The organism is Legionella drancourtii LLAP12 (assembly GCF_000162755.2).
GTDB classification, from domain to species: domain Bacteria; phylum Pseudomonadota; class Gammaproteobacteria; order Legionellales; family Legionellaceae; genus Legionella; species Legionella drancourtii.
This window is the reverse complement of sequence record NZ_JH413843.1, coordinates 99242-121445: the sequence shown is the minus strand read 5'-3', so window position 1 is coordinate 121445 and position 22204 is coordinate 99242. Positions and strand designations below refer to the sequence as shown.

Below are 22204 nucleotides of genomic sequence, written 5' to 3'. Positions count from 1 at the left end.
ATTAAATGTAAAAAAGATAGGTCAGATTGCGTTTAATATTACCATAATCTTTTTCGTGTATAATTTAAGCACTTATTAGTAGGGCAATATGCTTCGGAGTCAAATATGGTGGGCGCAAAAGAATTATTTGGTATGGTAAATGATTTTAATGGCTTGATGATGAAGGCAATTGAATCATTACCATCGCGTCATCTTGAACGGATAGGCTTTCATTTTATCGCAGTTGTTCTCGACGAATATGCCGCATTCCCGTTAAAAAAACGATATAAACCACAGATGGATCAGATGGGTGAAGTCACGCTCGAACTGCGTCGATTGCAAGGGAACTACGCACGGTTGGATGCGCAGAAAAAAATATTAAAAAATCGTCTTGAGCAGATGCATTATGAAAATGATGAGGGTAGCGTAAAGCTTCATCTAAGCATTAATGACATTGCTCAATATGATGCAGATTTGGTAAAAGATATTGTGCGTTATATGGCCCAACAACAAGATGCATTTCCAAATATGCGTTTTAAATTTAAATTAGTACGTTCTACAACGGCGCAAAGCGACAGTAGATTCCAAGACAATGATCAATTTACCCTTTATTTTGATAAGTATTCCTCCATTAAAGAGGTCATTGATTTTGGTAAAAACATGGAACAATTTTTAAAAGCGAAAGGGCTGCCTGAAAATGAACGCCCATTCGGTCCTAAAGATATTTTTGGCTTAAATTCGTTTATTTCGGTGCGTGCCGACAACAATAAATTAACTCGTGAGTATGGGGTGTATACATTTTTTGACCTTGAACTACAAAAATTTTATGAATCTTATAAAGACCGCTTGGATTTATTAGAACAGGTACCCCTTGCGGCATTAGAAACAGTTTTTCATAGTATTTTAATTGACAAAGAAATCATTGACTTACCTGACGCTGGGCTATCTGCTAAAGACAGTGAAATCGTCCAAAAACGTTTTAACCTGATCGTGCAAAATCCTGGGCACTATTTGAATAATACCATACAATTGATTAATGATTCGGGCGTTTCCGGAAAATTTCAAGGTGATTTTTCAGTATTTGATAAGGCTCTGCTTGAATTAAAAGTTAAAGAAACGAACCTAAGAGAGAGGAACCATACTGCAGTTGCTAATGAGGTAAGCACGTTACATGCACAACTGTTAATACAAAAAAAGCACGTGCTTGCTGGAACGCTTTCTTGGAAGGGATTTCAAAGCAATTGCACGGGGTTAGTCGATAAGGCAATGAATGGAGAATTAGCCAAGGTGCGTGATTTGTCAGGGTTGCTCATCAAAATTGCCGCAGCAATTGTTCATGTAGTAACTCTTGGCACTAAATCACTGAATTGGGAAACGGACTCGGTAAAAAAATTGGCACAGGTGAAGGGCGCACTGAATCAAGCCGGCTTTTTTGGTAAACCTACAGAGGGTGTGGAGAGTACGCAAGATAAGCCTATCCCACCGGCAGCATCCCTTTGAGTTAATCAAAAGGCTATTGTTCCTTATCAATAAACACGAAGTTCGAACGGTTGTGTTCGAACTTCGCCAGCAGCAGATCTTCATTACCTAAAATTCATAACCATTGTTTCTAAATTATTTTTTTACATCTTTTTTACCCTTATCTGTTTCATCTTTCGTGCTCATCCGTTAAATTTGGGCTAATATAACCGTATACGCTTGAGTATTTGGGTAAGCACATGGCAGAATCAGACAATATTGAATATTCAGATCGTCCCGACGAGCATGGCCTTGATCTGCGAAAATTGGAAATGGAAGCCGATTTAAATGATCCCGTGGCATTGGTTGAGCGGGTTTATCAAATCTGGTGGCACTGGGCCGATTTTCATCTTTTTATTATTTCGCCAACTATTCCCAAAATTTTTCCTCCTGTAATTATCAAACCGGAAATAATACCCGGTACTCATGAACTTGAGTTTGTCTATGATATTCATGATTCAGGTTCGAAATTATCGACTTCTAAGGGTGAAGAGATGTTGAAAGCGGGAATGTCGATGTATAAATTATACATGACTATCGAAAAAATGATTTATATTCTCGTTGAACGCTTAAAATCTGGAGGAATCAGTACTGAAGCCGAAGTACAAGTGGCTTTTGGTGGGCATCTTCTGCCACAGCGAAAGGCGTTCGAGTCCATTATTAACTTGGCTTATAATGTGGTCGTAACGAATTTTGATCCTGGTGCTTGGGGTGAGCGTTATTTACAAATTGTTAAACAAAATGCTGATAAATTTGGCTACCCTCCAGAAGCACCACGTTCCACCTTTAGGCAACCACATCAATCTGCCGGAATAAAGGTTAAGTAATTGGCAAATCCTTGCAAGTTGATTGCGAGGATTTGTGTTAATTCTAAAGTTTCTTTCAATTTAAGTGCTGTTTCGTTTAAATTTTACGCATTTAACACCTAATATCTCCTCTCATCATGACTTAATCTTGCGTGATAAAAACAGAGTGCTATACTTCGCATTTGTGCGTCATTTTATAACTTTTTCTAAATTAAGGAAGAAACTAACAGTGAACAAGAAAAGACCCGTTAATCTTGATTTGGGTAGTTTAAAATTTCCCCCGATGGCAATAGCGTCTATATTGCATCGGATTTCAGGGCTAGTTTTATTCTTATTATTGCCAATTATGTTGTTTATTTTTGGCCAGTCGCTGCAATCTGAAGAGTCCTTTGCGCAGATGAAAACATTATTAACTCATCCGTGCTATAAATTAGTGTTATGGGCTTTCGGAACAGCATTGATTTATCATGTGCTGGCTGGAATTCGGCACATGATTATGGACTTGGGTTTTGGTGAGCATCTTTCTGCTGGTCGGCGTACTGCTGTTTTAGTAATTGTTCTTGCCGTTATTTTGACAATTTTTCTAGGATTCTGGATATGGTAACTAATGTCACCAGTTTAACAGGTAATGGGTTAAAAGATTGGTTAATTCAAAGGGTTACTGCAGTTTATTTTGCAGTATATGTATTTTTTATACTGGGGTTTTTATTGTCACATCCGGCATTGAGCTATGAGCAATGGCATACTTTATTTGCCAATCCCATAGTGCAAATTGCTACCGCAGGCGCATTGTTAGCGCTTACGTTACATGCCTGGGTAGGTCTTTGGACTGTGACTACAGATTATCTGAAATGTACTGTGTTGCGTTTATCAGTACAAATGCTGGTTCTTTTATGGCTTCTTAGTCAATTGACTTGGGGCTTCATGATCCTTTGGGGGCGGTAAGCATGGCTATTGCACGTAATACGTTTGATGCAGTAATTGTTGGTGCTGGTGGTGCGGGAATGCGCGCGGCACTACAGATGGCTAATTCGGGTTTAAAAGTAGCACTTTTATCTAAAGTGTTTCCAACACGTTCACATACAGTTTCCGCTCAAGGTGGTATTACTTGTGCTTTGGGAAATTCGCATGAAGACGATTGGCGCTGGCATATGTACGATACGGTAAAAGGTGCTGATTATATTGGTGACCAAGACAGTATCGAATACCTGTGTAAGACTGGTCCTGAAGCGGTGTATGAATTGGAACATATGGGTTTACCTTTCTCGCGTATGGATAATGGTCGCATCTATCAGCGTCAATTTGGTGGTCAATCTAAAAATTTTGGTGGTGAGCAGGCGGCGCGTACCTGTGCTGCTGCAGATAGAACGGGACATGCTTTATTGCATACCCTGTATCAACAAAATTTAAAAGCAAAAACGCATGTCTTTAGTGAATGGTATGCACTTGATTTTGTTAAAGACGCACATGGTCGTATCTCAGGTGTTACGGCAATGAACATCGAAACTGGTGAAGTGGTCTTTTTCCAATCACGAGTGTGTATTCTTGCTACTGGTGGGGCGGGGCGTATTTATCAATCCACAACCAATGCTTTTATTAATACGGGCGATGGTTTTGGTATGGCCTTAAGAGCGGGTATTCCCTTACAAGATATGGAAATGTGGCAATTTCATCCGACTGGAATCGCGGGCGCCGGTACTTTAGTTACCGAGGGATGTCGTGGCGAAGGTGGTTATCTGATTAATAAAGATGGCGAGCGTTTTATGGAGCGTTATGCTCCGCGTGCTAAAGATTTGGCTTCACGCGATGTGGTTGCACGTTCTATGGCGTTAGAAATACGCGCCGGTAAAGGTTTTGACCCTCAGGGTATCGATTATGTTAAATTAAAATTGGACCATTTAGGTGCCGATCTTATTATGTCGCGTTTACCCGGAATCCGTGAATTAGCCATGAAGTTTGCTGGTGTAGATCCGATTATTGAGCCAATTCCAGTCGTACCAACTTGCCATTACAGTATGGGGGGAATACCTACCAATATGTATGGACAAGTACTGACTAAAACCAAAGGCGAAGAGCATATTGTCGAAGGTTTATATGCTGTTGGTGAGTGTGCCTGTGTTTCTGTGCATGGTGCGAATCGTTTAGGTGGTAATTCCTTATTAGATTTAGTCGTATTTGGTCGTGCTGCCGGGATCCATGTTGAAGAGCTCTGGCAATCAAATAACTTACCCGATATGGCATACATTAGTGACGAAGATATTGCTGCATCTTTAGTGCGTTATAATCGTTGGAACGATTCAAAAGAAGGTGAGAATCTCGCTGTTATTCGTGATGAAATGCAACGTGTGATGCAAGAAGACTTTGGCGTATTCCGTACTGGTGAAGTAATGGAGTCTGGTCTTAAACGTTTACAAGCACTCCGTGAGCGCTTGGCCCATGCCAAATTAGACGATAAGAGTCAGGTCTTTAATACCGAACGTGTTAGTGCTTTAGAGTTAGATAATTTAATGGCAACCGCGTATGCTACAGCTCATTCGGCAATTGTCCGTACTGAAAGCCGTGGGGCACACAGTCGAGAAGATTATCCAAAACGTGATGATGCGAATTGGATTAAACATACACTGTACTTTGAGGAAGGTGAGACCATCGATTTTCGTCCGGTTAATACATCACCCAAACACATTGCGCCTTTTGAGCCGAAAGAACGCGTTTACTAAAGAGGATATATCACATGGCAGATAATAGAAATTTGACTTTATCAATTTATCGCTATAATCCTGAGGTGGATGCTAAGCCTTATATGAAAGATTATGTGTTGGCGATACCGGCTAAGAGCGATCCCATGCTGCTTACTTTGCTTGAACGTTTGAAAGCAGAACAGGATCCTTCCATTACTTATAGACGATCATGCCGCGAAGGAGTATGTGGTTCTGATGGGATGAATATTAATGGGACGAATGGCCTTGCGTGTATTACACACGTTTCTGAGTTAAAGACGGATAAAATTGTAGTTCGTCCGTTGCCTGGCTTTCCAGTGATTCGTGATTTGGCTGTTGATATGTCCCAGTTCTATCAACAATATGAGCGTATTGAGCCTTATTTGCAAAACGATCAGAATGCGCCCGCGCAAGAGCGTTTGCAATCTCCGGAAGAACGTGCTCAGCTTGATGGATTATATGAATGTATTTTGTGTGCATGCTGCACCAGTTCATGTCCTTCTTTCTGGTGGAATCCAGAAAAATTTGTAGGTCCTGCCGGGTTATTACAGGCAAGACGATTTTTAGCAGACAGTCGTGATACTGCCACGGATCATCGTTTGGATAAATTGCAAGATCCATTCAGTGTCTTTCGTTGCCGTACAATTATGAATTGCACGAATGTCTGTCCGAAGGGACTCAACCCAACAAAAGCGATTGCAGAAATTCGCACGCAAATGTTAAGACAAGAAACTTGATCGAGTAATTATTCACCTAACCTCCTTATCTTGTTACGAGAAGGAGGTTGATTAGTTACATACAGTACTCATCTATAGCTACACCCTTTGGAGAAAAAATAATGAGCAGTTCCAATCTGCAAAATGAATGGGCTTCTTCCTATTTGTCTGGTGGAAGTATGGCATACGTTGATAGTCTTTATGAGGATTATCTTGTTGATCCTAATTCGGTTTCTGCCGATTGGAGAGAAGTATTCAGCGCCTTACCTAAGGTGAATGGCTCTGCTCAAGAATTATCCCATCGTGATGTTCGAGAATACTTTTTACAAAATGCAGATAAGAAGCCTACGCACGTAGCACAAGCAGCAGATAATCATCAATATCAGGTTGCCAGTTTAATTAATGATTTCAGAGCACTAGGTCATCTTGCGGCAAAACTTGATCCGCTGGATATGACGGCGCGCCCTGTAGTTCCTAATTTGGATTTAACATTCCATGATTTAGCTAATGTTGATAGAACGCGTAAGTTTTTTGCTGGTACGTCATTTAATGGCCCAGAAATGTCTTTAGATGAAATCTATGCTGCATTGCGTGAAACCTATTGCGGTAGTATTGGTATCGAATACATGCATATTTCTGATATCCATGAAATATCATGGCTACAAAGTAAAATGGAGTCAGTGCGCGGACGTGCTACCTTTACTGCAACGAAAAAAATGGAAATTTTAAAGGATCTGATTGCTGCAGATGGCTTAGAGCGTTATTTAGGTACCCGTTATGTAGGGCAAAAACGCTTTTCGCTTGAAGGCGGTGATTCACTAATTCCAATGATGAAGGAAATTATTAATTGCGCCGGTAACGATAATGTTAAAGAATTAATCATCGGCATGGCGCACCGTGGACGTTTAAACGTCTTAGTTAACGTCTTGGGTAAAGAACCTAAGGAGCTATTCCAAGAATTTGAAGGAAAAATTAAGTTAGAGCGTACCGGTGATGTGAAATACCACATGGGCTTTTCATCGGATGTCCAAACTGAATCGGGTTCTGTATTGCATTTAGCTTTAGCATTTAACCCCTCGCACTTAGAAATTATTGGCCCTGTAGTGGAAGGTTCGGTACGTGCACGTTTACAGCGCCGTAATGATTTACTGAAAAAAGATTCAGTAGTTCCCATTGTGATTCATGGTGATGCTGCGTTTGCTGGTCAGGGCGTGGTAATGGAAACCTTTAATTTTTCACAAGCACGTGGTTATGCAACTGGTGGAACCGTGCATATTGTTATTAATAACCAAATTGGTTTTACGACCAGTAATCCATTGGATGCACGCTCAACAATGTATTGTACCGATGTGGCTAAGATGGTACAGGCACCAGTTATTCATGTGAATGGTGATGATCCTGAAGCCGTCGTATTTGCAACGCAAATCGCCTTTGAATTTAGAATGAAATTTAATCGTGATGTAGTCATTGATCTCGTGTGTTACCGTCGCCATGGCCATAATGAAGCCGATGAGCCTGCAGTAACCCAACCAGAGATGTACAAAAAAATTAAATCCATGCGTCCTTTGCGGGAAATGTATGCCGAGCAGCTCATTTCGCAAGGATTGATTACGGGCAAAGAAGCTGAGCTGCTAATTGATGCTTACCGTGATGGCCTGGATCAAGGCAAAGCCGTAGTTGATGTGGTGCGTGGCGATTATGATGGCAAGTTTGCCATGGACTGGACACCCTACATTAACGCGAAGTGGACCGATAAGGCAGATACCACTATTAGCCCAGCTAATTTACAAAAATTAGCCAAACAGTTAAATGATTTGCCTGCTGGTTTTAGCTTACATCCCGTAGTGCAACGTTTATTAAGTGATCGCGATAAAATGACTGCAGGTGAGCAACCTATGAATTGGGGTTATGCAGAAACAATGGCGTACGCTAGTTTAATCCAGGAAGGCTATGGGGTCCGTTTGTCAGGTCAAGATTGTGGTCGTGGAACGTTTGCGCATCGGCACGCTGTTTTACATGATGTTGAAAATGGTGCTGTTTTTACGCCGTTAGAACACATAAAAAATGAGCAAAATCGTTCGTTTACAGTAATTGATTCGGTACTGTCTGAAGAAGCTGTTTTGGCTTTTGAATATGGTTATGCTTCTTCTGAGCCTAACTTCTTGGTACTTTGGGAAGCACAATTTGGTGACTTTGCTAATGGTGCTCAAGTTGTAATTGACCAATTTATTAGTTCAGGCGAACAAAAGTGGGGACGTTTGTGTGGTTTGGTGATGTTATTGCCTCATGGTTATGAAGGACAAGGGCCTGAGCATTCTTCCGCACGTTTAGAACGTTTTATGCAGCTTTGTGCTCAACATAATATCCAAGTGTGTACGCCAACGACACCCGCGCAAATTTTCCATTTGTTAAGAAGACAAGTGATTCGTGATTTCCGTAAGCCATTGATTGTTATGACACCCAAAAGCTTATTACGGCATAAATTAGCAGTGTCTCCTTTAGAAGATTTAGTTAAAGGGAAATTCCATAATATTATTCCTGAAATTGATACTTTAGATGCACAAAAAGTTACACGAGTAGTGTTATGTTGTGGAAAGGTTTATTATGATTTACTGCAAATGCGTCGTGATAAACAATTGGAGCATATTGCAATAATTCGTATCGAGCAATTGTATCCGTTCCCTAAAAAAGCACTTATTGCTGAAATAAATAAATATTCAAATGCTAAAGAAGTAATCTGGTGTCAAGAAGAGCCCCAAAATCAAGGCGTATGGTTCTCTTCCCAACACAACATGAAAGATTGTCTACGTCCTGAACAAAAACTGCAGTACGCCGGACGAGAATTTGCTGCGGCTCCTGCTGTAGGAAGTCCGGCATTACATGCACAACAGCAATTAGCTTTGGTTGAGCAAGCGCTATTGGGATAAATAAAGTAAGGCGCCCTCTCTTGCGTGCAAGAGAAGGGAGAGCATAAAAGAAATTAATAATACATATAAAATAAGAAGGTATAGCCATGTCTATTGAAGTCAAAGTACCTGTTCTGCCTGAGTCGGTTGCTGATGCAACTGTTGCTGCGTGGCATAAAAAAGTAGGTGATAAAGTTACTCGTGATGAAAACTTATTGGATCTTGAAACCGATAAAGTTGTCCTTGAAGTTCCAGCTCCAGCAGATGGAGTACTTTCTGAAATTTTATTTCAGGTAGGAGACACCGTAACTTCCGGCCAGTTACTTGCAAAAATAACTGAAGGTAGTGCTGCTGTAGCGCCTGTTGCTCAAGAAGAGAAAACTGCTGATGCCGTGAGTGCGAAAGACGATAAGTCAACGAGCCCTGTTGTACGTCGCATGATGGCAGAACATGATTTACAACCAGGACAAATTCCAGGTAGTGGTAAAGAAGGCCGTATTACTAAAGAGGACGTGCTTACGTACATTGAAACAAATAGAGAAAAAACAGCAAAACCAGCGGATGCTAAAAAAGAGCAAGCAGCTGCTCCTGCAGCAATGGGACCACGCGAAGAGCGTCGTGTACCAATGACACGCTTAAGAGCCAAGATTGCTGAACGTTTGTTAGAAGCTCAGCATAATGCAGCGATGTTAACTACATTTAATGAAGTTAACTTAAAAGCTGTCATGGACATGCGTTCTCAATACAAAGACCATTTTGAGAAAAAACATGGGGTAAAACTTGGTTTTATGTCGTTTTTCACTAAAGCGGTGATTGAGTCATTAAAGCGTTTCCCCGCCGTGAATGCGTCGATTGATGGCCAGGATGTGGTTTATCATGGTTTCTATGATATTGGTATTGCTGTATCTACCGAAAGAGGATTGGTTGTGCCTGTGATTCGTGATGCGGATCAAATGAGTATGGCTGAGATTGAAATGGCGATTAACGATGCGGCAACACGTGCCAGACAAGGCAAGTTGTCCATGGAAGAAATGCAAGGTGGAACCTTTACGATTACTAATGGTGGCGTATTTGGTTCATTATTAGCGACTCCGATTATTAATCCGCCGCAAACCGGTATTTTGGGAATGCATAAAATCGAAGATCGACCTGTAGTGGAAAAAGGGGAAATCGTTATTCGTCCTATGATGTATGTGGCTTTATCTTATGATCATCGTTTGATTGACGGCAAAGATTCCGTACAGTTTTTGGTGAGTGTTAAAGAGTTATTGGAAGATCCTGCTCGTCTTTTACTTAATGTTTAATAATCACAATTAACCGCATGACCCGTAAACACGGGTTTTGCTTTTTAGAAAGGTAATTGCAATGAATTTACATGAATACCAAGCCAAACAATTATTTGCTAGCTACAACTTACCTGTCCCACATGGTGAGGTGGCTTATAATGTTGAGGATGCACTTCAAGTTGCATCACAACTTTCGACCACGCGTTGGGTTGTTAAAGCACAAGTTCATGCTGGTGGTAGAGGAAAAGCAGGTGGTGTGAAATTAGTTTCTAACAAAGATGAATTAGCTGCAGCAGTGAAAGCATTATTAGGAACGCGCTTGGTTACTTACCAAACTGATGCACACGGACAACCAGTTAATGCCGTTTTAGTTGAAGAAACCTGTGAAATTGCTCGCGAATTATATCTTGGTGCTGTGGTTGATAGAGCAACACGCCGCGTGGTGATTATGGCTTCTACTGAAGGTGGCGTAGAGATTGAAAAAGTTGCTGAAGAAACGCCTGAGAAAATCTTCAAAGTAGTTGTTGATCCTTTGGTTGGGGTTATGCCATTCCAAGCGCGTGAAGCAGGGTTTAAATTAGGTTTAGACGATGCGCAAATAAAGCAATTTACTCACTTAATGCTTGGCTTGGGTAAAATGTTTGTTGAATGTGACTTAAGTCTTTTAGAAATCAACCCATTAGTTGTTACTCAAGCAGGGCAATTGATTTGCCTGGACGGTAAAATCAACATTGATGGTAATGCTCTATATCGTCAACCTAAACTAAAGAGCATGCGTGATACCTCACAAGAAGATGAACGTGAAAACCGTGCTAGCGATTGGGAATTAAATTATATTCCGCTAGATGGTTCAATTGGTTGTATGGTCAATGGCGCCGGTTTGGCAATGGCAACTATGGACGTGATTAAGCTTCATGGGGGAGAGCCAGCAAACTTCTTAGATGTTGGTGGTGGTGCAACTAAAGAGCGAGTAAGTGAAGCGCTAAAGATTATTTTATCTGATGATAAAGTTAAAGGTATTTTAGTTAATATTTTTGGTGGTATCGTTCGTTGCGACCTTATTGCAGATGGTATTCTTGCTGCGGTGAAAGAAGTGGACGTAAAAATCCCTGTAGTAGTTCGACTTGAGGGTAATAATGCTCAATTAGGCGCTGATATTTTAAATAAAAGCGATCTAAATGTAATTGCTGCAACCAGTTTAACGGATGCTGCGAAGAAAATTGTGGCGGCTGTTGCTTAATTATTATTGCTATAGAGCGATTACCCGCACCACATTAAATGTGGTCGGGCTTTAAACTAAATTTCGAGGTTAACAATGAGTGTATTAGTTAATAAACAAACCAAAGTACTGTGTCAGGGGTTTACTGGCAAGCAAGGAACTTATCATTCAGAACAAGCGATTGCATACGGTACACGTATGGTTGGTGGTGTAACACCAGGTAAAGGCGGTCAAACACATTTAGGTTTGCCTGTATTTAATACCATGCGCGAAGCGGTTGACGCAACGAAAGCGGAAGCCAGTGTGATTTATGTACCTGCACCATTTTGCAAAGATTCGATTATTGAAGCTGCTGATGCAGGAATTCAGTTAATTGTTTGTATTACTGAAGGCGTGCCTGTATTAGATATGTTGGAAGTAAAAGTTTATCTGGAAAATAATACCCAAGCACGCTTAATTGGTCCAAACTGCCCAGGAATTATTACTCCTGGTGAATGCAAAATTGGTATTATGCCCGGTTCTATTCATTTACCAGGTAAAGTAGGAATTGTTTCGCGTTCTGGTACGTTAACCTATGAAGCAGTAAAACAAACTACCGATAAAGGCTTTGGTCAAAGTACATGTATCGGTATTGGTGGTGACCCAATTCCAGGAACTAACTTTATTGATGCTTTAGCTTTATTTGAGCAAGATCCACAAACACAAGCCATTATTATGGTTGGTGAGATTGGGGGTTCTGCAGAAGAAGAAGCGGCTGAATACATTAAATCCCACATTAGCAAGCCAGTTGTTTCCTACATTGCGGGTGTAACTGCTCCTGCCGGTAAGCGTATGGGCCATGCGGGTGCGATCATTTCTGGTGGTAAAGGTACTGCTGCTGAGAAATATGCTGCTCTAGAAGCTGCTGGCGTGCGCACAGTACGTTCACCGGCTGATTTAGGTGATGCTATTGCTGAAGTAACTGGTTGGTAGTAATAAAAAGAGAGGCTATCAATTAGTCTCTCTCTATTCCCTCATTTTTAAGGTGTTTCATGACTAATTTCCGAAGCATTGCCGATATAAGACGCGACTATGGCGAATTAAACTTAGATGAAAATGTAATTCCTCAAGATCCTATTGCTCAATTTCAGTTTTGGTTTGAAGATGTTTTGAAAAATGAAACCAATGATCCGACGGCTATGATCTTGTCTACTGTAGATAATAAGGGACATCCTGATTCTCGTGTGGTTTTATTAAAAGGTATTGATGCGGGAAACTTTCTGTTTTATACCAATTATGAAAGTGCAAAGGCAAAGCAAATGCAGAATAAGCCTTATGCCGCACTTAACTTTTACTGGCCGCACATGGCAAGACAAGTACGTATTCGTGGAGCAGTGCAGCAGGTGAGTAATGAACAATCAGATCGTTATTTTTTATCAAGGCCTATTAAAAGCCAGTTTAGCGCAATCATTTCACCGCAGAGCCATGAAATTACAAACCGTGAAGCATTGGAAAATTCATTAAATGAATTGATTCAACAACATGGCCAAGAAGCTGTCGTCCGTCCTGATTATTGGGGGGGGTATAAGGTGATTCCCGATGAAATTGAGTTTTGGCAAGGAAGAGACAATCGTTTACACGATCGTATTCATTATTATCGGCAACATGGGCAATGGCAACATCACCGTCTAGCCCCTTAACGGCAAAATTTGCCGGCGAACATGAAATTTTTGCCTTATAGTTATTATCAGTGAAATGTAGATTGGGTCAATAATCCAATCTACAGCCTACATAAATTGAAGAATTTTTCGACTCTCTCAAATAAAAAAATATTAATATTCATCGTGTTAAATAATTAATTCAGTAAAAGAATAAATTTGGCCTAGTAATTGCATTTCTATATATAGAAATCATAAAAGGGAAATGAGTTCTGAGTTCTGAGTTCTGAGTTCTGAGTTCTGAGGTTTGGGCTTTAATTGTCAAGAATTAGTAAATGTTTTCACTTTGGATGTTTCGCGAAGCTTAAAGTCGTAGAATTGTTTTAAGTGTAGAGATTATCAACATGAAGGCGATAAAATCCGCACACAGATTTAATAGATACACAACGTGGAGTAGTCACAGTTGAACTTAGGAAAATATATACTGGATACATAAATTGAGGGTACAATCATGAACGACACTACAGCCTTACTACCATACATTAAATTACGCTTTAACATTGAACATCCAAGTTATGAAGAGAGTTATGCGTTTGGTTATGAGTCTGCATTAGCTTATGCGGCAGAAGAAGATAATCCTTTTCCAGCAGGCTCTCAGGAAGCGGCACATTGGGTAGAAGGCTGGTGGGATGCGTTAGCTGGGGATGAGCCTTTATTTGATATCAGTTCTTATGTTGGCGAAGAAATGGCTGTAGCTAAAGAAGTTGCTGCCAATGATCAGCGATATTGCCACAAGCATAGTTTCTTATCCTTAGTTATTGAAATTAGCGGTGCAATCGCGGCATCTGCACTGGTTGGGTATCAATTATTTGAATTGGTCGCTTAATTAGTCAATGTTGTGCGAAAGTTGGGTCAAAAGACCCAACTTACATTATTTAGGTTGTCTATGGACAATCGCTATTGTTTTTAATCCTTGAAAAATTTTAATACCATCGAACGCATTCTTGCGGTTTCTGATGGGTTAAATTCCTTATAAGTGTCACTCCCTATATTAAGGCATATAGTGATATGCTCACCAAGTCCCTTAAGTAAATCCACTCCAGATAATTTCAGTAAATTAATTTTAGCAGCTATATCTCCAGCCCAGGCATCGAGGTAGTGCATTTCAGTAAACACAGGCAGGAATATATCCTTATTCTCCTGGAGAAATAATACTTTTGGTTGTTCGTCTTCAGTAGTTTGTTCTACGGGAATAATAAAGTTGGCCTTGATAAACTCCAGATAAGCTTTGTTGGCTTCTTTAGTATTTCCAGAAGAATCAAAGGCGTCTTTGATGGCCTGTTCGAGTGCGTTCATATTCAGAATATCTTTGGAAGTATAAAAAAAGGATTATAACCGAGTATGGTCCTTATTAAAATCAAATCAAACTATGTGTTGAAATAAATGACAGCAACAGTATAATGTAGATTTTGTTTTGTTGATTTATTTGTCATATTTTGACTATTTATGGCAGATAGGAGTTTTGTTTTTTTGATGCATGAATGCCCGGCAAGGATCTATGAGCTTATAAAACAAGGCGAATCAGGGCCTATAAAGTAGAGATTTTATGAACAAAATAAATGATTCTAAAGTAGAGATATATAACAGTAAGAGTTATTTAGGCGTTGCGTGGTTAGTTTGGGGTTTAGCGGCCGCATTTTATTTTTCTGATTATTTAGCACGCGTTGCCCCTGGAGTAATGCACCGATATTTGCAAATTGATTTTGGCATCAATGAAGCAGGTTTCGGGATCTTAACCGCCTCATTTTACATTCCTTATATTTTCATGCAAATCCCGGTTGGACTTACCGTTGATCGTTTAAGTATCCGTGGCTTATTAACCGTTATGTCATTAGTAACGGCATTTGGTTGCTGTGTTTTTGGTCTTGCCGATGGTTTATTTATGGGTTCTGTGGGGCGTATGCTGATTGGTTTTAGTGCAGCATTTGCCTTTGTTTGTTCTCTACGTTTAGCTACATCCTGGTTTCCACCAACGATGCTTGGTTTATTAGCCGGTTTAACACAAGCGCTTGGTATGTTAGGCGCTGCTGCAGGTGAAGCACCTGTTTCTTTCTTAGTAAGTAATGTGGGCTGGCGCCACAGTATGTTAATCATTGCCTTTTTATTTATTGCTTTAGCTGGTCTATTGTATCAATTTGTCCAAGATACCCCAGGTGGTCATCGCAGTGAGGGGCATTTAGTTAATCGACTCAGTATCTTACAAAGTTTGAAAATTATCTTGTCATGCAAGCAAACTTGGCTTAATGCCTTGTATGCAGGTTTTTTATTTGGCCCCACGGCAGTAATTGGCGAGGCGATTGGCCCTGCTTATTTACAATTTGGTCGCGGACTCGGAGCACATGCGGCCGCTTTTGCTACAGGTTTGATTTTTATTGGTTGGGGAATTAGTGGGCCATTATCGGGTTGGCTCTCGGATAAAATGGGACGTCGTAAACCGCTTATGATTCTTTCTGCAGCCTGTGGTATTGTCTTTACGTCATTATTTGTGTTCAGTCCAAACCTTAGTCAAAATACCGCGTATTTAATTTTCTTTGTGTTTGGCCTAACGAATACTGGAGTTGCTATTGCTTATGCTGTTTCCACTGAATTGCACGATCGCAATGTTGTCGGAACTTCGATTGCGTTTACCAATATGATTTCGATCTTTGTGGGGGCTTTATTGCAGCCTTTGGTTGGACGGTTAGTCGATATGGTTTCTGGGGCTCGTGCATATAATGTTGAATCCTTATTGTTGTCTGATTTTCAAGCGGGCTTAAAGCTGTTACCGTTGTGCTCTTTAATTGCTTTGATCTTGGCATTTACCGTTAAAGAAACTTATTGCAAACCAGTTAAACCGTCTTGATTTTACAGTCCCAAGCCGAAAATGCCTTTACCTCATTGCGGGGTTAGGCTTTAAGCTTAAGGCGTTTAGCCTTGTCTATCTTTGATTCGCTTGCGAAGAGAATAAATGACGTCAGAAAGGACTGCTCCGATGCATTAAAACAGGCGTATCATGTGCTCAATTAAGCTGACTTGCCCGGCAATTGTGACCAGATACGCTACGTTGCTCATTTGTTGCTTATGTATTATATTGGGCCTTTTTTTGCCTTAGTAATACTTCATAATGACTAATCCTTCGCCGCCGCAATCATCTTATTTCAAAAGCTCCCTGCGTTTTTTGTCTGATTATTTTTTTAATTCAAATGATAAATGGAAGGCGTGGGCGCTATTTTGGGGTTGTGCATTGAGTACTTTAGCAATGATTGGTCTTAGTTTTGCTTTAGGATGGTGGTGTTTTCCATCTATTTATGCCGCATTTATAGTTAAAGATACTGCTCTTTTGCTAGTGGGATTAGGTAGTGGTCTTTTAATTTCTAGTGCGATGGCTGGTTTTAATTATTTGGCTAATTTTTTAAAAAATAAATTGTATGTTAATTGGCGCGCTTGGTTAACTAAAAAAATAATAAATCAGTATTTAAATAATAAGACGAATTACCTGGATATCTCACGAATTTATAATGATATTGATAACCCGGAACAACGGATTCAAGAAGATATTGATAAAGTTGTTGAATCATTTTTGGGCTTATTTTTAGGATTTATCGATAACTTTTCTAATTTTGTCATTTATACAATACTTTTAAGCTTAGCAGGTGGCTCATTATCCTTTATGCTTTTTGGGGCAACTATAGTAATTCCGGGGTTTTTAGTATTTGTGGCACTAGGAGTGGGCATTGTAACTTCGCTCATCGGTTATTATATAAATAGATCATTGCGTGAGTCGACTAATGAAGAAACTATTGCGCAGTCCAATTTACGAGCTGATTTGCAACATATTAAAATGTTCTCTGAAGAAATAGCAATGGAACATGCTGAGAATTATTATCAAACACGATTAGAAAAAGAGGTCGATGAATTAAATATAAAAACCACAAGGCGCTTATCCCTTCAAAATGAAACAGCATCGTTTAATTTATTTAATGGAGCACTTCAAGCAATTATTCCATTCATTGCTGCAGCACCTTTATATTTCACTGATCTTATTACCTTGGATGTATTTTATTCTGCAGGATATTATTTTTCCATGATGACGCGTTCTTTAAACTGGTTTATCAATTCTTTTGAAATGATTAATAAATTCCAGACTAGCTTAGGCCGAATTGTAACATTACAACAGGCTTTGGATAAAAATAATGAACGTGAATCCACTAAGAAAATTATTCGTATTATAGAGCATCAAGATAAAAATCTTGTGGTAAAAAACCTGGATCTTAATTTACACGGGAGTAATGACTTAGTCATTAAAGGCCTTAATTTACAGTTTACACCAGGAGTTCATACTCTGATTCAAGCACCTTCAGGCTCAGGAAAAAGCAGTCTCTTTAAAGCAATAGCCGGATCGTGGTTGTCTGGTGAGGGAGAAATTATCATTCCCAAGAGCCTGGAAGCGGTTTATTTTTTACCGCAAAAGCCGACTCTTCCCAATGATACGCTAAGAAAGGTACTCGCATATCCTGATGCAGACTGCTCTTATTCTGATAATGAATTAATTTTAGCTTTAAAGGCTGTAAATATGGAAGTACTTGCAGACAAATTAGATAAACAAATTGGTGGTTTTAAATCATTGGGGGAGCAACAACGAATAGCTTTTGCACGCATATTCCTAAGAAAGCCCGACTGGATATTCCTGGATGAGGCCACCGCTTCTTTAGATGAACATGTAGAAGAACAAGTCTATTGTCGTCTCAAGAAGCTTCTGCCAAACACCACAATCATTAGTATTGCGCATCGCTCTACGGTGAGATGTCATCATGATCATGTTTTATTTTTTAATGTTAATGATAAAAAAGAAGTTCAAGTTGAAGAGGAATCTGAATTATTAGTGAATAGAAACACGGTCCCCAGTTTTTAGTAACCTCAGTGTAAATGGCCAGATTAAAGCCTTTACTTCCCAGTCTATAGCATGGCTAACTCATTCATTTTTTATTTAGGTTTAAATTAACTCATTTATCGCACTACTCTGTTATTTACTGATATACTTTACGTTGCAGTTTTGTTTGCGAGCGAATTACTAACATGGAGAACACAATGAAAAAATTGGCAGGATTAGTGATTATCCTGGCCGCTTTAGTTTTAGGCGGATATTATGGTATGGGGGTTCTTACTGAGAAAACAATCAGAAAGAATATTGAAGTAATCGACCAATCGAACGGATTGCATGCTGAACTTGAGCAATATGATCGTGGTCTATTTAGCTCTGAAGCTAAAATTAAATGGCAATTGCATATTCCTGAGCGTGTAGTAACTGATGCAAACGGACAACCTCAAACAGTTCCTGCGCAAGATTACACCACGGAAATGCCACTTACGATTCACCATGGGCCAATTATTTATACTAACAATCACGTACGTTTTGGATTGGGTTATGCTGAATCAGTTTTCCCTTTTCCACACCAATATGATGCGCAGTTTGATTCCACTTTCACCAAAGAATCGGACAAACCACAATTGGATTTAAGCATTTTCGTAAATTACTTCAATCAAAGTACGCTTGATTCGAAAGTCCCCGCATTTAAACTGTTTGCTAAAGATGGCAATGGTCGCTTTGAGTGGTTAGGAATGAATGCAACAACCACTATGTCCGCTGAAATGAAGAAGGTTGGTGGTACGATCAATCTTGATGGGATACACATTGCTAAAGACGATGCCACCGTTGATTTAGGCAAAGTATCTACTGATTATGATTTACATGAAACCTTGGCTGGATTGTACTTGGGTGATGCAAACTTTAACTTGCCAACACTTAGCATTGTCGTCAAAGGGCAAAAAATGTTTGAGATTGCTGAGCTGGCTATGAAATCAGACAGTGATATTGAACAGCATCTTTTTAATACCAATTTTACTATTACTGTAAAATCGATATTTGCTAATGCAAAAAACTATGGTCCTGGTGCCTTAGTTGTTGCGTTAAGAAATCTTGATGCGGATGTATTGGCTAAAATAAATCAACAAGCAGCAGCCATGCAAAATGGAACAGATGCACAGCGTCAACAAGCAGTTATTGCATTGCTTCCTGAACTACCAAAATTGTTTAGCCAAGGTGCTGAGTTTGAAATTTCAAGGCTTAGTCTGGTAATTCCTCAAGGTACGATTGATGGCAGTCTTTTTGTTTCATTACCAAAAAGCGATAATGTGAATCCATTCGATTTAATGCAAAAAATTCATGGTAAGGCAAAATTGCAAGTTCCTGCGGCTGCTGTGAAAGAATTAATGCAGCAATCAGTGATGCAACAAATTGCCAAACAACCTGATATCCAACAAACTTTGGTTCAACAATTGCAACCGACTCAGAGTGGTTCAACTCAGGCACTAAGTACCGATCAAGTTGCATCGATGCAAGCAGACAAACAATTGAGTGCATTACAACAAACTGGTTTGATTGTAGTCCACGGAACTGACTACTTGGTGGAAGTCACGTTGGAGCAAGGAAAATTCACTGTTAATGGAAAACCTTTTGATTCTTCGATGTTAAAATTCTAAGAATAGTTCTAATTATCAATAAGGTAGACCTAACAGTCTACCTTATTGAGGATTTAAAGGGATTTTTGAATCGGCGCGTGCTAATGGCCAGGGGATTATATGTTGATTTTTAACGTAGTTTTTTCAGTTCTACCCTTGTCTCACACTGCTTGATTCGGTAATATACTGTTTTTAAAAGGAGGAGCTAATAATAATGACAACAATCAGTAATGAAGTAGTGGATACCACCGCTTCACTAGCCGAGAGCGTAACACATTCAGTACAAAAATATTTTTCAGAGCTTAAGGGAACTGATCCTGTTGACTTATACCAGTTTGTACTTGAAGAAATTGAGACGCCTCTATTTCGCGCAGTAATGGAACACTGTAAGTACAATCAGTCACGAGCTGCAATTATGCTGGGAATTAGTCGTGGAACATTAAGAACTAAGTTACGACGTTATTTTGATGATAAATATGTTGGTACGCGTGATTAATTGAATTTTAAAAAAACAAAAAAGGGAGCATTAGCTCCCTTTTTTGTTTTTTCTACACTCATTTTAACGCTCACGTGGCTTGGTTAGGGAGATAGGTCTATTTCTGAAAAATCATGCGCTATAAGCGTTTATAGAACGGATGCCGGCTCCTCCGCTTAATTCGTGTTCAAATAGAGTCATTCTCAAGTGCGCTGAGTTAAGTGGAGTTAAGGAGAATTCATTAATGGGTTGGTACTGTCCCCTTTTTGATTAACAGCAGAAGGGGACCTAAATAGGATAGAATGTGGGACTACTTCTTATTACTCAGCAAACATAGAGCTAACAGACTCTTCAATATTTACACGCCTAATCGCTTGTGCCAGCATATCAGATAGGCTAACTACGCGAATTTTATCGCAAGCACGCGCTTCATCAGACAAAGGAATCGTGTCTGTAATTACTACTTCATCAAGTCCTGAATTTTTAATATTTTTAACTGCAGGCCCGGATAAAACAGGATGCGTTATATACGCTCTAACGCTTTTAGCTCCGTTTTTCTTAAGCTCATGAGCTGCAGAACAAAGAGTACCGGCGGTATCAACAATATCATCAATAATGATGCAGTTCTTATTAGCAGGCTCACCAATGATGTGCATGACTTCTGATTTATTGGGGCCACTGCGGCGCTTATCTATAATCGCTAATTCTGCATCTTCAATGCGTTTTGCAACGGCTCGAGCGCGTACTACACCACCAACATCTGGAGAAACAACCATAATGTTTTGTAGGTTTTGTTTGGTAATGTCTTCAAGTAAGATCGGTGTTGAATAAACGTTGTCTACAGGCATGTAGAAGAAACCTTGAATCTGATCGGCGTGCAAGTCAACAGTAAGAACACGACATATACCAACAGAGGCCATCATGTCTGCGACTATTTTGGCGGTAATAGGAACTCGCGCGGAACGTACACGTCGGTCTTGGCGGGCATAACCAAAATAAGGAACTACCGCGGTGATTCGCGCAGCTGAGGATCTTCTTAAGGCATCGGCCATGGCTAGAAGCTCCATCAGATTATTATTTGATGGATTACACGTAGATTGGATTATAAAAACGTCGCGACCACGAACATTTTCTAGGATTTCAATCATTGTTTCGCCATCGCTGAACGTACCAACGGTCGCTTTGCCTATAGGCAATTGTAAATGAGAGGAAATTTTTTGTGCTAGTTCCGGATTGGCATTACCGGTAAATATCATCATTGTGGACATGTGTAAAAAGCCTTAGATTTAGGTTCATCTAACTTAAACACATAGCAGAAGACAGCCGAAAAGATATTATTATTATTTGAGCACCAACAAGAATGCATCCTTCTAGGTTATCTTCTGCTGTCTGTTTACTTGTGAATCAACAAGAAAAGTGGCAGGGGTGCTAGGATTCGAACCTAGGTATGCAGGGATCAAAACCCTGTGCCTTACCGCTTGGCGACACCCCTAAAAATTGCAGATTCTAAAAAAACTTCCGTTAGTTAATAAAAGCTTTCATCCCTGCGATGTGCTGCGTATTTTGCAGGTGTTTTGTGTCTATGTCAACTTTGAAAGCAATAATTTTTCGTATTTTTTTTATTTTTATTAAAAGATGTGAATCATTGGCTTCTTGCTTGTAAATTTGGTTCAATTTATAACCAAAAAGCCAGTGGTTTTAATTTATTACACTAGACAAATTAATTATTTTTAAACTGACCAATTTTTAATAATGACCTTAATCATCACTCCATTTCCTTCAAGACGGATGATTCCTGGTAGATCCGCACCTTTGACCGAGGTGAAATTTCCGAAGGTAATGGCATAGCCACTTTGTTTTAATTGAACCAGGTGGTTATATTGATCATGTTGTTCTGAATTTACTTTGCCAGGCGCAGGCAAGCCTCTAACCCAATAATAAAGATTATTTACTGGAAGTCTGATGCCTGTTTGTTTTTGCAGCAATTCATCGGCATTGGTTGCGCTAATTTTTTTAGGTCCATCTTGGTAGGTAACGGTATTGCCGCTTTTATTAATTAGTACGGTACCGGCACCTAAAGGTCCCATTAAACGAAGGTGGTATGAGTTGGGGCCATTTTGTACCCAATTCATTACTGCAGACCAGCCCTTGGATTTATTTTTGGCAGCTATGGCGCCACGAATCTCCCAGGATGAAATTGTTTTTGTTCTTTCTTTACGTTGCTCTACAGGGATTACTTTATTAAGTGTAGTGGGTTGTTGGGGCTCCATGACCGGTCTTGGTGGTGCACAAGCAGTCAATAAGCAAATTGGAATGACAATAAAGCGTTTTAGATTATCCATGTTCACCTCAAGTCCATTATTGTAGTTTTTCGATTAACAATACGC

The 22204-nt window shown here is 39.8% G+C and carries 19 protein-coding genes and 1 tRNA gene; 16 read left to right on the top strand and 4 right to left on the bottom strand.

Going from position 1 to position 22204, the window contains the following annotated elements; translation table 11 throughout:
* The first annotated feature begins 105 nt into the window (after window positions 1-105).
* From LDG_RS18655 to LDG_RS13835, 12 genes are all read left to right on the top strand, one after another.
* Complete coding sequence (locus LDG_RS18655; RefSeq protein WP_006872045.1) at window positions 106-1479, top strand: hypothetical protein; 1374 nt, start codon at window positions 106-108, stop codon at window positions 1477-1479.
* Window positions 1480-1697: 218 nt separating this feature from the next.
* Window positions 1698-2324 carry a hypothetical protein gene (locus LDG_RS13885; protein WP_006872044.1) on the top strand — a complete coding sequence of 209 codons (627 nt, stop codon included), beginning with the start codon at window positions 1698-1700 and terminating at the stop codon, window positions 2322-2324.
* Window positions 2325-2532: 208 nt separating this feature from the next.
* On the top strand, window positions 2533-2907 hold the full coding sequence (gene sdhC / locus LDG_RS13880; protein WP_006872043.1) for a succinate dehydrogenase, cytochrome b556 subunit: 375 nt from the start codon (window positions 2533-2535) through the stop codon (window positions 2905-2907).
* Complete coding sequence (gene sdhD / locus LDG_RS13875) at window positions 2901-3248, top strand: succinate dehydrogenase, hydrophobic membrane anchor protein (protein ID WP_006872042.1); 348 nt, start codon at window positions 2901-2903, stop codon at window positions 3246-3248. Before sdhC ends, sdhD begins: the two co-directional genes overlap by 7 nt.
* 2 nt (window positions 3249-3250) lie before the next feature.
* Window positions 3251-5020 carry a succinate dehydrogenase flavoprotein subunit gene (gene sdhA, locus LDG_RS13870; RefSeq protein ID WP_006872041.1) on the top strand — a complete coding sequence of 590 codons (1770 nt, stop codon included), beginning with the start codon at window positions 3251-3253 and terminating at the stop codon, window positions 5018-5020.
* A gap of 14 nt (window positions 5021-5034) precedes the next feature.
* Window positions 5035-5757, top strand: a complete 723-nt coding sequence (locus LDG_RS13865; protein WP_006872040.1) for a succinate dehydrogenase iron-sulfur subunit — start codon at window positions 5035-5037, stop codon at window positions 5755-5757.
* A 101-nt stretch (window positions 5758-5858) separates the two neighbouring features.
* Complete coding sequence (locus LDG_RS13860; RefSeq protein WP_006872039.1) at window positions 5859-8663, top strand: 2-oxoglutarate dehydrogenase E1 component; 2805 nt, start codon at window positions 5859-5861, stop codon at window positions 8661-8663.
* An 86-nt stretch (window positions 8664-8749) separates the two neighbouring features.
* Window positions 8750-9946, top strand: a complete 1197-nt coding sequence (odhB, locus tag LDG_RS13855) for a 2-oxoglutarate dehydrogenase complex dihydrolipoyllysine-residue succinyltransferase (RefSeq protein WP_006872038.1) — start codon at window positions 8750-8752, stop codon at window positions 9944-9946.
* Between the two features lie 61 nt (window positions 9947-10007).
* Window positions 10008-11168: an ADP-forming succinate--CoA ligase subunit beta gene (gene sucC / locus LDG_RS13850; protein WP_006872037.1), complete on the top strand. Its 1161-nt coding sequence runs from the start codon at window positions 10008-10010 to the stop codon at window positions 11166-11168.
* A 75-nt stretch (window positions 11169-11243) separates the two neighbouring features.
* Window positions 11244-12119, top strand: coding sequence for a succinate--CoA ligase subunit alpha (gene sucD / locus LDG_RS13845; protein WP_006872036.1), 876 nt, complete (start codon window positions 11244-11246; stop codon window positions 12117-12119).
* 59 nt (window positions 12120-12178) lie between these two features.
* A complete protein-coding gene (pdxH, locus tag LDG_RS13840) occupies window positions 12179-12826 on the top strand; it encodes a pyridoxamine 5'-phosphate oxidase (protein ID WP_006872035.1) in 648 nt (215 codons plus the stop codon).
* A 469-nt stretch (window positions 12827-13295) separates the two neighbouring features.
* Window positions 13296-13670 (top strand): hypothetical protein, encoded by a 375-nt coding sequence (locus LDG_RS13835; protein WP_006872034.1) that lies wholly within the window; start codon window positions 13296-13298, stop codon window positions 13668-13670.
* 80 nt (window positions 13671-13750) lie between these two features.
* Here the strand turns inward: LDG_RS13835 and LDG_RS13830 are convergent, their stop codons facing one another.
* Window positions 13751-14140: an SseB family protein gene (locus LDG_RS13830; protein ID WP_006872033.1), complete on the bottom strand. Its 390-nt coding sequence runs from the start codon at window positions 14138-14140 to the stop codon at window positions 13751-13753.
* A gap of 250 nt (window positions 14141-14390) precedes the next feature.
* Between LDG_RS13830 and LDG_RS13825 the strand changes: the two genes are divergently transcribed.
* The 4 genes from LDG_RS13825 to LDG_RS13810 all read left to right on the top strand — a co-directional run bounded on the left by LDG_RS13825 (window position 14391) and on the right by LDG_RS13810 (window position 19838).
* On the top strand, window positions 14391-15686 hold the full coding sequence (locus LDG_RS13825; protein WP_006872032.1) for an MFS transporter: 1296 nt from the start codon (window positions 14391-14393) through the stop codon (window positions 15684-15686).
* Window positions 15687-15947: 261 nt separating this feature from the next.
* Window positions 15948-17735, top strand: a complete 1788-nt coding sequence (locus LDG_RS13820) for an ABC transporter ATP-binding protein/permease (protein ID WP_040535987.1) — start codon at window positions 15948-15950, stop codon at window positions 17733-17735.
* Between the two features lie 176 nt (window positions 17736-17911).
* A complete protein-coding gene (locus LDG_RS13815; RefSeq protein ID WP_006872030.1) occupies window positions 17912-19363 on the top strand; it encodes a YdgA family protein in 1452 nt (483 codons plus the stop codon).
* Between the two features lie 193 nt (window positions 19364-19556).
* Window positions 19557-19838: a helix-turn-helix domain-containing protein gene (locus LDG_RS13810; protein WP_006872029.1), complete on the top strand. Its 282-nt coding sequence runs from the start codon at window positions 19557-19559 to the stop codon at window positions 19836-19838.
* A gap of 299 nt (window positions 19839-20137) precedes the next feature.
* Here LDG_RS13810 and LDG_RS13805 read toward each other — a convergent pair whose 3' ends face one another.
* From LDG_RS13805 to lolB, 3 genes are all read right to left on the bottom strand, one after another.
* A complete protein-coding gene (locus tag LDG_RS13805) occupies window positions 20138-21085 on the bottom strand; it encodes a ribose-phosphate pyrophosphokinase (RefSeq protein WP_006872028.1) in 948 nt (315 codons plus the stop codon).
* 149 nt (window positions 21086-21234) lie between these two features.
* Window positions 21235-21309: transfer RNA gene (locus tag LDG_RS13800), tRNA-Gln, on the bottom strand.
* A 238-nt stretch (window positions 21310-21547) separates the two neighbouring features.
* A complete protein-coding gene (gene lolB, locus LDG_RS13795; RefSeq protein ID WP_040535985.1) occupies window positions 21548-22159 on the bottom strand; it encodes a lipoprotein insertase outer membrane protein LolB in 612 nt (203 codons plus the stop codon).
* Between the last annotated feature and the right edge of the window lie 45 nt (window positions 22160-22204).